This is a genomic window from Streptococcus oralis subsp. oralis, from assembly GCF_002096445.1.
GTDB classification, from domain to species: domain Bacteria; phylum Bacillota; class Bacilli; order Lactobacillales; family Streptococcaceae; genus Streptococcus; species Streptococcus oralis_N.
In genome coordinates this window covers 223570-238214 of sequence record NZ_NCUK01000013.1, presented here as the reverse complement: position 1 = coordinate 238214, position 14645 = coordinate 223570, and the positions used below count along the sequence as shown (strand labels likewise).

Annotated in this window: 12 protein-coding genes; 2 read left to right on the top strand and 10 right to left on the bottom strand. The window is 44.0% G+C overall.

The window, feature by feature from the left end; all coding sequences use genetic code 11:
• Positions 1–138: 138 nt before the first annotated feature.
• Together scrK and B7721_RS04510 are read right to left on the bottom strand one after the other, a co-directional pair.
• Positions 139–1026 (bottom strand): fructokinase ScrK, encoded by an 888-nt coding sequence (gene scrK, locus B7721_RS04515; RefSeq protein WP_084877741.1) that lies wholly within the window; start codon positions 1024–1026, stop codon positions 139–141.
• A 141-nt stretch (positions 1027–1167) separates the two neighbouring features.
• Entirely contained in the window at positions 1168–3063 is a 1896-nt protein-coding gene (locus B7721_RS04510; RefSeq protein ID WP_084877739.1) for a sucrose-specific PTS transporter subunit IIBC, read from the bottom strand.
• Positions 3064–3441: 378 nt separating this feature from the next.
• On the opposite strand from B7721_RS04510, the gene B7721_RS04505 reads away from it, so the two are divergent.
• Together B7721_RS04505 and B7721_RS04500 are read left to right on the top strand one after the other, a co-directional pair.
• Positions 3442–4896 carry a sucrose-6-phosphate hydrolase gene (locus B7721_RS04505; RefSeq protein ID WP_084877738.1) on the top strand — a complete coding sequence of 485 codons (1455 nt, stop codon included), beginning with the start codon at positions 3442–3444 and terminating at the stop codon, positions 4894–4896.
• On the top strand, positions 4877–5842 hold the full coding sequence (locus tag B7721_RS04500; protein WP_000225979.1) for a LacI family DNA-binding transcriptional regulator: 966 nt from the start codon (positions 4877–4879) through the stop codon (positions 5840–5842). The genes B7721_RS04505 and B7721_RS04500 overlap by 20 nt, the downstream gene beginning before the upstream one ends.
• Before the next feature lie 34 nt (positions 5843–5876).
• On the opposite strand, the gene B7721_RS04495 is transcribed toward B7721_RS04500, so the two are convergent.
• From B7721_RS04495 to fmt, 8 genes are all read right to left on the bottom strand, one after another.
• Complete coding sequence (locus B7721_RS04495; protein WP_084877736.1) at positions 5877–7151, bottom strand: hydroxymethylglutaryl-CoA reductase, degradative; 1275 nt, start codon at positions 7149–7151, stop codon at positions 5877–5879.
• Positions 7151–8323: a hydroxymethylglutaryl-CoA synthase gene (locus B7721_RS04490; protein ID WP_008289040.1), complete on the bottom strand. Its 1173-nt coding sequence runs from the start codon at positions 8321–8323 to the stop codon at positions 7151–7153. Before B7721_RS04490 ends, B7721_RS04495 begins: the two co-directional genes overlap by 1 nt.
• 118 nt (positions 8324–8441) lie before the next feature.
• The gene (locus B7721_RS04485) at positions 8442–8897 is read right to left on the bottom strand and encodes a threonine/serine exporter family protein (protein ID WP_000176909.1); all 456 of its coding nucleotides are present in this window, start codon (positions 8895–8897) and stop codon (positions 8442–8444) included.
• Position 8898: 1 nt separating this feature from the next.
• Positions 8899–9657 carry a threonine/serine exporter family protein gene (locus B7721_RS04480; RefSeq protein WP_000344538.1) on the bottom strand — a complete coding sequence of 253 codons (759 nt, stop codon included), beginning with the start codon at positions 9655–9657 and terminating at the stop codon, positions 8899–8901.
• An 86-nt stretch (positions 9658–9743) separates the two neighbouring features.
• Positions 9744–11645 carry a Stk1 family PASTA domain-containing Ser/Thr kinase gene (gene pknB, locus B7721_RS04475; RefSeq protein ID WP_084877734.1) on the bottom strand — a complete coding sequence of 634 codons (1902 nt, stop codon included), beginning with the start codon at positions 11643–11645 and terminating at the stop codon, positions 9744–9746.
• Positions 11642–12382, bottom strand: coding sequence for a Stp1/IreP family PP2C-type Ser/Thr phosphatase (locus B7721_RS04470; protein WP_000401534.1), 741 nt, complete (start codon positions 12380–12382; stop codon positions 11642–11644). The genes pknB and B7721_RS04470 overlap by 4 nt, the downstream gene beginning before the upstream one ends.
• A gap of 15 nt (positions 12383–12397) precedes the next feature.
• The gene (rsmB, locus tag B7721_RS04465) at positions 12398–13711 is read right to left on the bottom strand and encodes a 16S rRNA (cytosine(967)-C(5))-methyltransferase RsmB (RefSeq protein WP_049489580.1); all 1314 of its coding nucleotides are present in this window, start codon (positions 13709–13711) and stop codon (positions 12398–12400) included.
• Positions 13704–14639 carry a methionyl-tRNA formyltransferase gene (gene fmt, locus B7721_RS04460; RefSeq protein WP_084877733.1) on the bottom strand — a complete coding sequence of 312 codons (936 nt, stop codon included), beginning with the start codon at positions 14637–14639 and terminating at the stop codon, positions 13704–13706. Before fmt ends, rsmB begins: the two co-directional genes overlap by 8 nt.
• Positions 14640–14645: the final 6 nt, after the last annotated feature.

The window sequence follows — 14645 nt, the reverse complement described above, 5'->3', positions numbered from 1 at the left end:
TGAGACAGTAGGCTCAAAGTTTCGATATGGAATTTCGAAGAAAGTCGCTACCGTCCATAATCACTTAAGGAAAGGCTCAAAAAAATTGTCTTCAAACAAAACATCCGTTTGGTTGCCCAAGCGGATATTTTCTTTGTTTTATTTTGCGACACTCTTAGCAAGGACAAAGTTCCCAAGTGTGGCAGAACCATTGCCTGCGACTGCTGGAGTCACGATATAGTCACGCACGTCTGGTACTGGTAGGTAACCATTTAGAAGAGCAGTGAATTTCTCACGTACACGGTCCAGCATGTGTTGTTGGGCCATAACGCCACCACCAAAGACGATGACGTCTGGACGGAAAGTCACTGTAGCATTGACCGCAGCCTGAGCGATGTAGTAGGCTTGAACATCCCAGACAGAACTGTTGAGTTCGATGTTTTCACCACGAATACCTGTACGAGCTTCTAGACTTGGTCCAGCCGCAAAGCCTTCCAAACAACCCTTATGGAAAGGACAGACGCCGTTAAATTCTTTTTCTACATCCATTGGGTGTTTAGCCACATAGTAGTGACCCATCTCAGGGTGACCGACACCTCCGATAAACTCACCACGTTGGATAACACCTGCACCAATCCCTGTACCGATCGTGTAGTAAACCAAGTTTTCGATACGACCGCCGGCATTATTACGAGCAACCACTTCACCATATGCAGAACTGTTTACGTCTGTCGTGAAATACATAGGCACGTTTAGAGCGCGACGAAGTGCACCAAGCAAGTCAACATTTGCCCAGTTAGGTTTTGGAGTTGTTGTGATAAATCCGTAAGTTTTTGAGTTTTTATCGATATCTATTGGACCAAATGAACCAATGGCAAGTCCTTCAAGATTGTCGAATTTTGAGAAGAACTCGATGGTTTTATCGATTGTTTCAATAGGTGTTGTTGTAGGAAATTGTACCTTTTCTACAACGTTATAGTTTTCATCTCCGACAGCACAGACAAATTTTGTACCGCCCGCTTCCAAGCTTCCGTATAGTTTTGTCATGATTAACCTCTTGTATTTATTTTCTTTATTATAGCATATTTCTAGACTGAAAATTGCTCAATATTTTAGATTTTCCTCTGTAAATTTTACCATTCAAGCAAAAACGAACAAACATGACATTTGTTCGTTTTTATGAATCTATTAAGCTTTAACTTCGATGATTGCATCACCCTTAGCAACTAATCCAGAAGCAACTGGATTTACTGAAGCAAATTCCGCAGTGTTTGTTACGATAACCATAGTTGTGTTATCCAGACCTGCAGCAGCAATCTTAGCTGAGTCAAATGTTCCAAGAACATCTCCAGCTTTAACCTTGTCACCTTGGGCAACTTTATGGTTGAATCCTTCACCGTTCATTGAAACAGTATCGATACCAACGTGGATCAAGATTTCAGCTCCGTTAGCTGTTCTTAGGCCATAAGCATGTCCTGTTGGGAAGACAATTGTCACTTCAGCATCAGCTGGTGCGTAAACAACATCTTCACTTGGTTTTACAGCGATACCTTGTCCCATAGCTCCACTTGAGAAGACTGGATCATTCACATTTGAAAGAGCAACGACATCACCAACGATTGGTGTTTGGATAACACCTTCGCTAGGTGAAACCACAGTACCAGTTACTGCTTCTTCTGTTAAACGGTCAGTTTCAGCTTCAGAAATTGCTCCTGAAACTTCTTCTACTTCATCTTCGTAACCAAACATGTAAGTAAGAGCAAAACCAAGTACAAATGATACAGCTACCATAAGAAGGTATTGTAGAAGTTGTCCGTTACCAATGTAAAGCATTGTACCAGGGATGATTGTGATACCATTACCAGTACCAGCAAGTCCAAGGATAGATGCCAATCCACCACCGATTGCACCAGCAATCAATGAAAGGAAGAATGGTTTACGGAAACGCAAGTTAACCCCGAAGATAGCAGGCTCAGTAATACCTAGGAAGGCAGAAAGAGCAGCTGGGAAGGCAAGTGTTTTAAGTTTAGGATTTTTAGTTTTCACACCAACGGCTACTGTCGCAGCACCTTGAGCAGTCATGGCAGCTGTGATGATAGCGTTGAATGGGTTAGCATGGTCAGCAGCAAGCAATTGAACTTCAAGCAAGTTGAAGATGTGATGAACACCTGATACGACGATTAATTGGTGAACTCCACCAATCAAGAAACCACCAAGTCCGAATGGCAAGTTAAGAATAGCTTTTGTTCCAATGAGGATGTAACTTTCAACAACGTGGAAGACTGGTCCGATAACAAACAATCCAAGGATTGACATTACAAGGAGTGTTACGAACGGTGTTACCAAGAGGTCAAGTACATCTGGAACAACTTTACGAACAGCTTTTTCAAATTTAGCTCCGACAACCCCGATAATGAAGGCTGGAAGAACTGAACCTTGCAAACCTACAACTGGGATAAATCCGAAGAACTGCATTGCAGTTACTTCACCACCAGACGCAACAGCCCAGGCATTTGGAAGTGAACCAGAAACGAGCATCATACCAAGAACGATACCAACAGCTGGGTTACCACCGAATACACGGAAGGTTGACCATACAACCAAACCTGGCAAGATGATGAAGGCTGTATCTGTAAGGATTTCTGAGTAAATCTTCACATCATCTGGAAGTGTAATTCCAAGAGCAGTCAAGAGACCACGAACACCCATGAAGAGACCAGTTGCTACGATAACTGGAATGATTGGAACAAAAACGTCACCGAAAGTACGGATAGCACGTTGGAACCAGTTTCCTTGTTTAGCAGCTTCTGCTTTCATATCTTCTTTAGAAGATGTTGGCAAACCAAGTGCAACGACTTCGTCGTACATCTTGTTTACTGTACCAGTACCAAAGATGATTTGGTATTGGCCTGAGTTAAAGAAAGCTCCTTGAACTTTATCCAAGTTCTCAATCACTTCCTTATTGATTTTTCCTTCATCTTTGACCATGACACGTAGACGAGTCGCACAGTGGGCAACACTGTTGACATTTTCACGTCCGCCAAGGGCTTCGATGACCTTTTTTGCAATATCCTGATTGTTCATTTGCAAAAATCTCCTTATAAAATTTTGTTCTTGTTTGAAAGCGATTTTATTCGCCCTACGACTATTATTTTATCACGTTTCTAAAATATGTCAAGCGTTTTGCAGAATTTTTTAAACCCTTTCTTTTTTCTCTGATTATTTTTGCTCGTTTTTGAGGGTTATTCTCTTTTTCCTCAAAAAAATATCTTTATACTTGAGGAATCAAGGCTTTTATTTACATTTTCTTTCATTTTTTCGTGAAAATTTGCCAGATTTCCTTTACTCGATTTATGGCAATCGTTTGACATGTTTTTCTTTTTTTTAACATAAAAGACTTGCTTTTTTTGCCGAAAACGTTTACTATTAATAATAGAATAGAACTTATGGAGGAAAGATAAAATGGAATGGACAACCGAGCGCCGTTACAGACGCTATGAAGACTGGTCTAATGATGAAATCAAACAAATCAAGGAAACGATGGCACAATCTCCTTGGCATACTCGTTACCATGTCGAGCCTAAAATGGGCCTTCTCAATGATCCAAATGGTTTTTCTTATTTTGATGGCAAATGGATTCTCTTTTACCAGAACTTCCCCTTTGGTGCAGCCCATGGGTTGAAGTCTTGGGTGCAGCTTGAAAGTGATGATTTAGTGCACTTTACAGAAACTGGAGTCAAAGTTTTGCCAGATACTCCATTTGATAGCCACGGTGCCTACTCTGGTTCTGCCATGCAGTTCGGCGATCAGTTGTTCCTATTTTATACTGGAAATGTCCGTGATGAAAATTGGATTCGTCACCCTTACCAGATTGGTGCTCTGATGGATAAGGATGGCAAGATTACAAAGATTGACAAGATCTTGATTGACCAGCCATCAGACTCTACTGATCACTTCCGTGACCCACAAATTTTTAACTTCAAGGGTCAATATTATGCCATCGTCGGTGGACAGGACTTGGAGAAAAAAGGCTTCGTCCGTCTCTACAAGGCTGTGGACAATGATTATACAAACTGGCAAGCAGTTGGCGACCTTGACTTTGCTAACGACCGTACTGCCTACATGATGGAATGCCCAAATCTGGTCTTTGTAGGGGAGCACCCTGTCCTTCTCTACTGCCCACAAGGATTGGATAAGGGTGTCCTAGACTATGATAATATCTATCCAAACATGTACAAAATCGGGGCTTCCTTTGATTCTGAAAATGCCAAAATGGTAGATGTGTCTCCACTGCAAAATCTAGACTATGGTTTCGAAGCCTATGCAACGCAAGCCTTCAACGCTCCAGATGGACGTGCACTAGCAGTAAGTTGGCTTGGGTTACCAGATGTTTCTTACCCATCTGACCGTTTTGACCACCAAGGAACCTTCTCATTGGTCAAAGAACTCACTATCAAAGATGGCAAACTCCACCAATATCCTGTCTCAGCTGTCAAAGAACTTCGTTCTTCTGAAGAGGTCTTCTCAAATCGTACTCAAACCAATAACACCTATGAACTGGAGCTCAACTTGGAGGCCAATAGCCAAAGCGAGATTGTCTTGCTCGCTGATAAAGAAGGCAAGGGACTTTCAATCAACTTTGACCTTGTAAATGGTCAAGTGACAGTGGATCGTAGCCAGGCTGGTGAGCAGTACGCCCAAGAATTTGGAAGCACTCGTTCTTGCCCAATCGACAAGCAAACTACTACTGCTAACATCTTCATCGACAATTCTGTTTTTGAAATTTTTATCAATAAAGGAGAAAAAGTATTTTCTGGTCGCGTCTTTCCGAATGCCGATCAAAATGGTATCCTGATCAAATCTGGAAACCCAACCGGAACCTACTATGAATTAGATTATGGTCGCAAAACTAACTGATGTCGCAAAACTTGCTGGTGTCAGCCCTACTACCGTTTCTCGGGTTATCAATAAAAAAGGTTATCTGTCTGAAAAAACCATTCTCAAGGTCAATGAAGCCATGAGAGAATTGGGCTATAAGCCCAACAATTTAGCTCGTAGCCTCCAAGGAAAATCAGCTAAGTTGATTGGCTTAATTTTCCCAAATATTTCCAATGTTTTCTATGCAGAATTGATTGATAAGTTGGAACACCAACTCTTTAAAAATGGATACAAGACCATCATCTGTAACAGCGAGCACGACTCTAAGAAGGAACGGGAGTACATCGAAATGCTAGAGGCCAATCAGGTCGACGGTATCATTTCTGGTAGTCATAACTTGGGAATTGAAGACTACAATCGTGTAACAGCGCCAATCATTTCCTTTGACCGAAACTTGTCTCCAGACATTCCTGTTGTCTCCTCTGACAACTACGGTGGCGGGGTTCTCGCTGCCCAAACCTTGGTCAAGACAGGTGCCCAGTCTATTATCATGATTACAGGGAATGACAATTCCAATTCGCCTACTGGACTGCGTCATGCTGGTTTTGCCTCTGTACTCCCAAAAGCGCCTATTATCAATGTTTCGAGTGACTTTTCTCCCGTCAGAAAGGAAATGGAAATCAAGAATATCTTGACTCATCAGAAACCAGATGCTATCTTTGCTTCAGATGATCTGACAGCCATCTTGGTTATCAAAATAGCTCAGGAACTGGGAATCTCTGTTCCTGAAGAGCTCAAAGTCATCGGCTATGATGGGACTTACTTTATCGAAAACTACTACCCTCAACTGGCGACCATCAAGCAACCCTTGGAAGAGATTGCCCAACTCACTGTTGATCTTCTCTTGCAGAAGATCGAAGGCAAGGAAGTCGCGACAACTGGTTACTTCTTACCAGTCACCCTATTACCTGGAAAAAGTATTTAAGTACAAAAAACTCAGACGAATTCGTCTGAGTTTTTTATGATCTTAAGTTTTCGAGATAGCGCTGGGCTGTCTCTAAGTTAAAGGTTTTATCTGCGATGAGGTGCTCAACGAGGGGAGCAACTTCAGACTCACTAGCACCTGCTAGGAGAGCTAAGGATTTGGCCTGTAACTTCATGTGACCTTGCTGGATGCCCGTACTCACCAAGGCTTTGAGGGCCGCAAAGTTTTGGGCGAGACCGATAGAAACGATAATTTGAGCTAATTCTTTGGCAGAAGGATTTCCCAGTAGTTCATGACTAAGAGCTACACGGGGATTGAGACCGATAGAGCCACCCTTGGTCGCTACAGGCATAGGTAGGGTCATCTCACCGACCAATTCTTCTCTTTCCATGTCCAGCGTCCAGCGACTAAGACCTTGATAGCGTCCGTCTCGACTGGCAAAAGCATGACCCCCGGCTTCGATGGCACGCCAGTCATTACCCGTGGCGATTAAAATGGCATCAATACCATTAAAAATCCCTTTATTATGAGTAGCTGCTCGGTAGGGATCAGCCTGCGCAAACTGGCTGGCCAAGGCTATTTTCTCCGCAATTTCTCGTCCTTGATCCTTTTGAGGGTTCAAGTAGCGAAAGGCGATACGACAGCTTGCAGTCACCAGAGAATCGGTCGCGTAATTGGACAGGATTCCCATGAGACTCTGTCCCTGACTGAGTTCTTCTAAGACTGGTTTCAAGGCTTCAAGCATGGTATTGAGCATATTGGCTCCCATGGCTTCCTGGGTATCGATATGGAGATAGACGACGAGAAAGTCTGTTTCACCTTTGATCTGCTCTACACGCAAATCACGCGCACCACCTCCTCGTTTAACGATAGAAGGATAGGCTTGATTGGCAAGTTCCAAGAGTTCGGCTTTCTTACTGGCAATCTTCTCTTGCGCTAGCTCTGGATTAGCAACTTGATAAAGGGCTACCTGACCAATCATCTGGCGCTGATGAACTTGAGCAGTAAAACCACCTGCTCGCTTGATGATTTTGCTGGCATAGCTAGCCGCAGCAACCACTGACGGCTCTTCTGTCACATAAGGAACTGTATAATCCTGACCATTCACCAAAATCTCTGGAATGATCGAATAAGGCAGTGAGAATGTTCCCACCACATTCTCACTCAGCTGATCTGCAACAGCTAAGCTGACTTGTTCATCCTGCTCCAGACTTGTTTGCTTGTCAGGACTAAGGAGCGCCTGATCTCGCAACAACTCAAGGCGCTCATGGTATGATTTTTTAGAAAATCCATTCCAACTTATCTTCATTATTTTTCAACCTTGCTATATCGGCGTTGGTGGTCGACAATTTCCACCAAGGCATAGTCTTGATGTTCATAGCCTGCAAATTGGGCTGAGCCAGACTCATCCAACTGCACCTCTTCGAAGAAGACTTTTTCATAGTCTGCAACAGACAGTGCTGTACGTTGTTTGAGTTTGCTCAAGCGATCTTTGTCGAGATAGGCCTCATAGCCTTCGACCAATTCACCACTAAAGAACTCTGAAACCGCTCCACTTCCGTAGCTGTAGAGGGCAATTTTATCTCCAGCCTTCAAAGTTTCTGTATTTTCCAAAAGGGAGAGAAGGCCGAGGAAGAGGGAACCTGTATAGATATTTCCAATCATCTGACTGTAGAGAATGGACTTATCAAAGTTTTCTTGCAGACTATCCTTTTTCTCTTGAGATAAGTTCTTGTCCATCATCTTGCGCAAGCCTTTTAGGGCCAACTTAGGATAAGGCAAGTGGAAGCAGATAGCCGCAAAGTCATCCATAGTCCAATCATAGCGTTTCTTGTATTCATCCCAAGTCGTTGTCAGGCAATCAAGATACTGTTGGGTCGAGTACATGCCGTTTACATAAGGAGTGCTTGAATAGTTCGGACGCCAGAAATCCATGATGTCGCGCGTTTGGGCAACGTTATCATTGTTAAAGGCCATAATGCGCGGATTTTGGGTGATCAACATCGCCACACTTCCAGCACCCTGAGTTGGTTCGCCCGGAGTTCCGACACCATACTTGGCAATATCACTGGCAATAACCAAAACCTTAGACTCTGGAGAATTTTCCACATGCAATTTAGCATAATGAAGGGCAGCTGTCGCTCCATAGCAGGCTTCTTTGATTTCAAAGCTACGGGCGAAAGGCTGAATGCCTAATAGGCCATGAACAAAGACTGCCGCTGCCTTACTCTGGTCAATCCCTGACTCAGTCGCCACGATGACCATATCGATTTCTTCTTTTTCTTTGTCTGTTAAAATAGAGTTGCTTGCACTAGCTGCCAAGGTAACAATGTCCTCAGTCAGTGGAGCAATACTAATTTCATTTAACAAGAGTCCCTTGCTAAATTTTTCGGGGTCAACTCCCCTCGCTTCTGCTAAGTCTTGTAATTTCAAGACATATTGACTGGTCGCAAAACCAATCTTATCAATACCGATTGTCATATTTACCTCTGTTTTTTCATTCATTGTAAAAAATCGTTTCATTCTATTTTATCACAAATAGGAACAAAAGAGAGAAAAAAGACTTGATTCAACAAATCAAGTCTTTGCTTTGATTGTATTAGGAAGAGATTCCTCGTTGTTTTCGGATGTAGTAATAAAGCTTTAGAATCACCGTTCCACTTGCCATTCCAATGGAAATAACGAGGGCTAACATAACCACCAAAGTCGCGCTGGCAATAGCATGGCTGTAATCGCCTGTCACAAAGAAGGCAGTCGTCCGATAGGATAAATAACCTGGCACCAAGGGGGCAAGAATAGCCAAGACAAAGACCACCGCTGGTGTCTTATAGACAATACTTAAAATCTGACTGATGCAAGAGCCAATTACTGCTGCGATAAAGGTCGCGACAATAACATTGGTTGGTTCTTTGAGGACGAGATAGAGGAGCCAAACGCCCATTCCCAAAACACCACCAGGTAGGAGCATGGAGCGTTGAACATTCAGTACGATTAGAAAGGTGATAATGGCGAGTAAACTCGCCACTGCTTGGAGCAAAATACTTGTTAGAGTCATCTTATGTCATCAAAACCAGGGCGACAGAGGTGCCAGCCCCTAAAGCGAGGGTAATGAGCAAAGATTCAAACATCTTGCTCATACCAGAGTTGATATGGTTGGTCATGATATCCCGTACCGCATTTGTCAGAGCAATCCCTGGAACAAAGGGCATGACCGCTCCTGCTATAATCAGGTCTGCCGTCGAAGGAAATCCTGTATAGCGGGCCCAGAACTGGGCGATCAATCCGAAAACAAAGGCACCCGCAAAGGCCGTTACAAAAGGAATGCGGACAAACTTCTCGACGTAGAGAGAGAAGGCAAATCCAAATAAAGTTGCAATAGCTGCACCAAAAGCGTCATAAACATTGCCCCCAAACATAATCGAGAAGAAAGGGGCACTGAGGGTCGCTGCTACAGTCACTTGGAACTTTGTATAAGGAAGTGCTTGATCGCCGATTTCTTTCAGCTTTTTAAAGGCTGTCGAGAGATCAATCTGGCCACCGACAAGCTCCCGTGATACTTGATTGACATCGCAAACTTTTTCAATGTTATAAGAGGATGAGGTCACCCGTTTCATCCGAGAAATATTGGTGTTTTCAATAGAAAAGAAAATAGCTGCGGGCATGGCAAGAACATTGCAATCCAATATTCCCTGCGAATGGGCAATACGGATCATCGTATCCTCGACCCGATGAATCTCTGAGCCACTTTTCAGGAGAATGGTTCCTGCTAGCATAATCACATCAATGACGGCATTCAACTCTCTCGATTCGTCCATTTTCTCCTCCTTTTTCTACTCCCTATATTTTATCACAAAATCTTGTTAAAAAAAATCTTTGTCATGATTTCATGACAAAGATTCGTTTAATCTCGAGAACTTTCGCGGTTTCCTTCATTATTTGGTTGATTCGTTGGAGGATTATTTCCTTGTTGATTTCCTTGCTGGTTCCCTTGATTTGGTGTTGTTGTAGAACCCTGGTTCCCTCGTTGAGCAGAGTTAGAGGATGAAGTTGACGGTGGTGTTTTCGGTTTGTAAATCGAAATCTTGATACGCGTGCTAGCAAGGTCAACCTTTTCACCAGCTTTTGGTGTTTGATCTACAACTGTACCCTCTGCTGTTCCTTCAGGAGCAGTCGATACTTCAATAACCTCGATATTAGCCTCTTTTACTCCGACAATCTGAGTCAAGTTATTCTTTGTAAACTCGAGACTTGAACCGATGTAGTTCGGCATGCTGACACTAGTCACCTTCTTAGCTACTGTTAAGGTAATCGTAGTGGCTTTTGAGAGATCATAAGTCGAACCCGAAGCAGGAGTCTGTCTGAGGACGGTTCCAGGTTCGCTTTCGCTGGATTCTTCCTCTTCCATCTTGATTAGATTTTCAGGAACCTTCTTCTCCTTGAGTTCAGCTACAACATCCGTATACTTACGTCCGACATAATTGCTCAATTGGAAGGATTGCTTACCAGAAGAAACAATCAAATTGACCTTGGTTCCTTCTTTTCGGCCACTACCAGCTTCCGGATCCGTTCGAATAACACGTCCTTCTGCTACTGTATCGCTGGCTTCTGACTTTTCTTCACCGGCTTCAAACTTGGATTTTTTAAGAGCTTCCTTAGCCTCTGCAACGGTTTGTCCAGCTACGTCAGGAATAGCAATCGTTGCTGGTGTTCTTGACAAAATCCAGACCAAAGAGGCTGCAACCAATAGAAGACTGGCCAAAAGAATCATATAGCGAGCCTTAAACTTCCGTTTCTTGGCTGGCTTTGGTGCAGGTGCTGGCTCAGCGACTGGTTGAGTTGCTTTCTTTGGCTGAGGACGCTCTTCCTGCGCAGGCGCTTTAGGAATAGACGTCAGTGTACTTTGTGGAACTTTAGGCAAGGTCTTGGTATCTGCCTTGCTGGCATCATCAAAGACCAGTTTCGGTTCATTGCGACGATTGTAAGACAAGCTAGTTGACAAGTCCACATACATTTCCGAAACGGACTGATAGCGATCCGTCAACTTTTTGGCAGTTGCCTTTATAACAACATTCTCAAGAGCCTGAGGGACAGATGGATTTTCAGCAATGACGGACGGAAGTGGCTTCTGGAAATGCTGGAGAGCAATCGTAACTGCACTATCCCCATCATAAGGGATATGTCCCGTCAGCATCTCATAGAAGATAATCCCCATCGCATAGATATCGCTCTGGAAAGTCGCTTTAGAACCACGCGCTTGCTCAGGTGACAAATAATGAACGGAGCCTAGCATCGAGTTTGTCTGAGTCAGACTGGTCTCCGCAAAGGCTACTGCAATCCCAAAGTCAGTGACCTTAGCTGTGCCATCAGGGGTTAGTAGGATATTTTGTGGTTTCAAATCACGGTGGACAATGCCTCTAGTATGGGCTAAGCGCATGGCCAAGAGGATTTGTCCCATAATTCGAACTGCTTCTTCATTTGAAAGAGGGTAGTGTTCTTTGATATAACGCTTGAGGTCAAGGCCTGCTACGTATTCCATAGCTAGGTACTGTTGACCTTCTTCCTCACCAATATCTGTTATCCGAACGATATGAGGATGGTCCAGATCTGCCATAGCCCTCGCTTCACGCTGGAAACGTGCTACAGCAATCGGGTCTGTCTGGTAGTTGGTCCTCAGGACCTTGACCGCCACTTCTTCCCCGTCTAGGATCAAATCCTTGGCCAGGTAAACATCTGCCATGCCCCCTCGACCAATCTGTTTGATAATCCGATACCGCCCGGCAAAAATCTTGCCGATTTGGATCATTCTGCTTCCTCCTCGTTCATGTAAACAAGGGCAACCGTAATGTTGTCTAAACCTCCTGCATTGTTAGCGAAACGAATGAGGGTTGCCGCCTTGTCTGCTAAGGAAATATCGCTGGTTACGATATCATAAATCTCGCTGGCCGAAATCATATTGGTTAGGCCGTCACTGTTGAGCAGGAGATAATCCCCTGACTCAAGTGTAATCATTCCAAAATCTGGTTGAATCTCATCTTTTTGTCCGATGGACTGAGTGATGATATTTTTTTGGGGATGCGCTTCAGCTTCTTCTGGAGTCAACTGGCCAGCCTTGAGCAATTCATTGACCAAGGAATGGTCACTGGTCAACTGGTGGTACTCTTCTCCACGAATCAAACCGATACGAGAATCTCCAATATGAGCATAGATAGCTTGGTTGTCAATAATAGCCATAGCTTCTAGCGTAGTTCCCATACCTTTGTAGTCTTCGTCCTGACCTAGTTGATGAATTTTTTGATTTTCAATCTCTAGGTAGTGGGCAAACCACTCACGAACTTCATTGACTGAGTCGATTTGGGTATCCACCCAAGCCACGCCTAGGTCTGTTACCGCCATTTCACTAGCGATATTTCCTGCACGGTGCCCTCCCATCCCGTCAGCCAAGAGGATCATAGTGCGTCCTGCTCGGTTGACAAAGTGATTGACATAGTCTTGGTTATTTGTTCGTTTCTGACCAACATCTGTTAATAATGCTATTTCCATTGTGTCAGTTCCTTCCTAATCTGATATCTTACGAAATTGGCTAATGAAGAATCCATCACTTCCATACAATTCTGGAGTAATCAGGATACAGCCATCTTTCAGGATATCTTTACATTCGTGTTCTAGTTTAACCTGTTCGAACTCTGGGTGACTTTCTAAAAACGCCTCAACGACTTGAAAGTTCTCCTCAGAGACAATAGTACAGGTACTATACGTTATTATACCACCTTTTCGTAGTGTTTGACAAACACTACCTAATATTTCCAGCTGAATTTCCTGTAGGGACGTGAAATCTGCCGTTTCTTTATTGTATTTGATATCTGGTTTGCGGCGCAAGAGGCCGATTCCAGAACAAGGGGCATCTACTAAAATCTTATCAAAAGAGTCTTTTTCAAAAAACTCATGCACTTTTCTGGCGTCCAATTTTTGCGTTTGCACCCGATCTGCCACACCTAAACGCTCCGCATTTTCTTGGATCAAGTCCAACTTATGGTCATAAAGATCCAAAGCCGTCACCTTACCGGATGTGAGGTAAGAGGCCATATGGGCTGTTTTTCCACCCGGAGCGGCACAGGCATCTAGGACCTGTTCATCACCTTGTAGATCAAGGGTCGGAGCAACCAATTGACTGGACTCGTCTTGGATGGTTATAGCCCCTTCTGCGAACAAATCATGTCCCGCAAAGTGTCCCTGTTCCTTAACCAAACCAGAAACAGCCAAAGGTGAATCACTCGCCTCTAACACGGCTTTGATTTCCTCCTTTCGACTCAAGTCGGTCACTCGGATGCTGGCTTTGTTGCGCACCAAGAGGCTTTCAAAGATGGCTTGGGCTCGCTCTTCACCGTATTCTTCCTTGAGCTTAGACACTAGCCAAACTGGGAGAGAATAGGCAATGGAATCACGCTTGTTTTTGCGTTTGATAGTTGCAATATCTGGCCAGCCTTCTCGCAAGATACGACGAAGGACGGCGTTGACCAATTTTTCACTGCCTTTTTTACGGGCTTTGGCTAGCTCTACCGCTTCATTGACTACAGCGTGATTAGGAATCTTATCCAGATACCGAAGTTGGTAGGCACTCATGAGAAGAAGAACATAGAGCCAGTTATCCAGCTTATCTCTGTCTTCGATAAAGTGGGACAGGTACCATTCTAAGGTGAGTTTGCGGGCTACCGTTCCGTAGACAATCTCTGTCACCAAACCCTTGTCTGCTGCTGAAAGTTGACTGCCCTTGAGGTGTTTATTTAAAGCGATATTGGAGTATGCTTGATGGATAAAAACATCCTCTAGCACTGCTAGAGCTAGACTTCTAGCCGTTTCTACTTTAGTCACCAAATCGTTCTCCTACTGTCAATGTGCGTCCAACACCGTTGAGGAAGGAAGCAATGTCCATCTTAGGCTTACCTGCTGGCTGCACTTGCTTGAGAGATAGAGCTCCTTCAGCCGTTGCAACGATCAATTCCTTTTTACCAATTGAGAGGATCTCACCTGAATTTCCCTGACCTTCTACTGGTAGAGCTTCATAGATCTTAAAGCGGTCTCCCTTGAGAAAAGTATGGGCAACAGGCCATGGGTTCATACCTCTGATTTGGTTGAAGAGTTGGCGATTGGTTTTAGTCCAATCGAGTTTCTCTTCTTCTGGCTTGATATTTGGCGAGAAAGTAACTTGACTAGGATCTTGTGGTTCAGGTTTGATCTCCCCAGCAATATAGGCAGGAAGGGTATCCAAAAGCAAGTCACGACCAACAATCGCTAATTTTTCAAACAAGGTGCCGACATTGTCCTCATCTGTGATGGGAATACTGCGACGGGAAATCATATCTCCTGCATCCATTTCTTTAACCATTTCCATAATGGTCACACCAGCTTCCTCATCCCCTTGAATCAGGGCATAATGAATGGGAGCGCCACCACGGTGTTTGGGAAGGAGGGAAGCATGAACGTTGACCGCAAAGTCCATGCTATCAAGAAGTTTACTTGGGAGAAATTGCCCAAAAGCAGCGGTCACAATCCCATCCGCTCCTAGCTTCATAATGGCTTCCATCTCAGGACTTCCAGATAATTTTTCAGGCTGGTAGATAGGAAGGCCTGCTTCTTTGGCAGCCTGCTTGACTGGGGTTTCTTGGATCACTTTTTTACGGCCGACAGCGCGGTCTGGCTGGGTCACAACAGCTAGAATCTCATAACGGTCGTCCGATAACAACCCCTTCAAAACTGTCGCTGAAAAGTCGGGTGTCCCCATAAAGATTAGTTTTGTCATTTCTTC

Bases quoted from the DNA above. Each gene is read 5' to 3' on its own strand.
- pknB (WP_084877734.1), bottom strand. From the start codon at position 11,645: ATGATCCAAATCGGCAAGATTTTTGCCGGGCGGTATCGGATTATCAAA.
- scrK (WP_084877741.1), bottom strand. From the start codon at position 1,026: ATGACAAAACTATACGGAAGCTTGGAAGCGGGCGGTACAAAATTTGTC.
- B7721_RS04505 (WP_084877738.1), top strand. From the start codon at position 3,442: ATGGAATGGACAACCGAGCGCCGTTACAGACGCTATGAAGACTGGTCT.
- B7721_RS04500 (WP_000225979.1), top strand. From the start codon at position 4,877: ATGGTCGCAAAACTAACTGATGTCGCAAAACTTGCTGGTGTCAGCCCT.
- B7721_RS04470 (WP_000401534.1), bottom strand. From the start codon at position 12,382: ATGGAAATAGCATTATTAACAGATGTTGGTCAGAAACGAACAAATAAC.
- B7721_RS04485 (WP_000176909.1), bottom strand. From the start codon at position 8,897: ATGACTCTAACAAGTATTTTGCTCCAAGCAGTGGCGAGTTTACTCGCC.
- B7721_RS04495 (WP_084877736.1), bottom strand. From the start codon at position 7,151: ATGAAGATAAGTTGGAATGGATTTTCTAAAAAATCATACCATGAGCGC.
- B7721_RS04490 (WP_008289040.1), bottom strand. From the start codon at position 8,323: ATGACAATCGGTATTGATAAGATTGGTTTTGCGACCAGTCAATATGTC.
- B7721_RS04480 (WP_000344538.1), bottom strand. From the start codon at position 9,657: ATGGACGAATCGAGAGAGTTGAATGCCGTCATTGATGTGATTATGCTA.
- B7721_RS04510 (WP_084877739.1), bottom strand. From the start codon at position 3,063: ATGAACAATCAGGATATTGCAAAAAAGGTCATCGAAGCCCTTGGCGGA.
- fmt (WP_084877733.1), bottom strand. From the start codon at position 14,639: ATGACAAAACTAATCTTTATGGGGACACCCGACTTTTCAGCGACAGTT.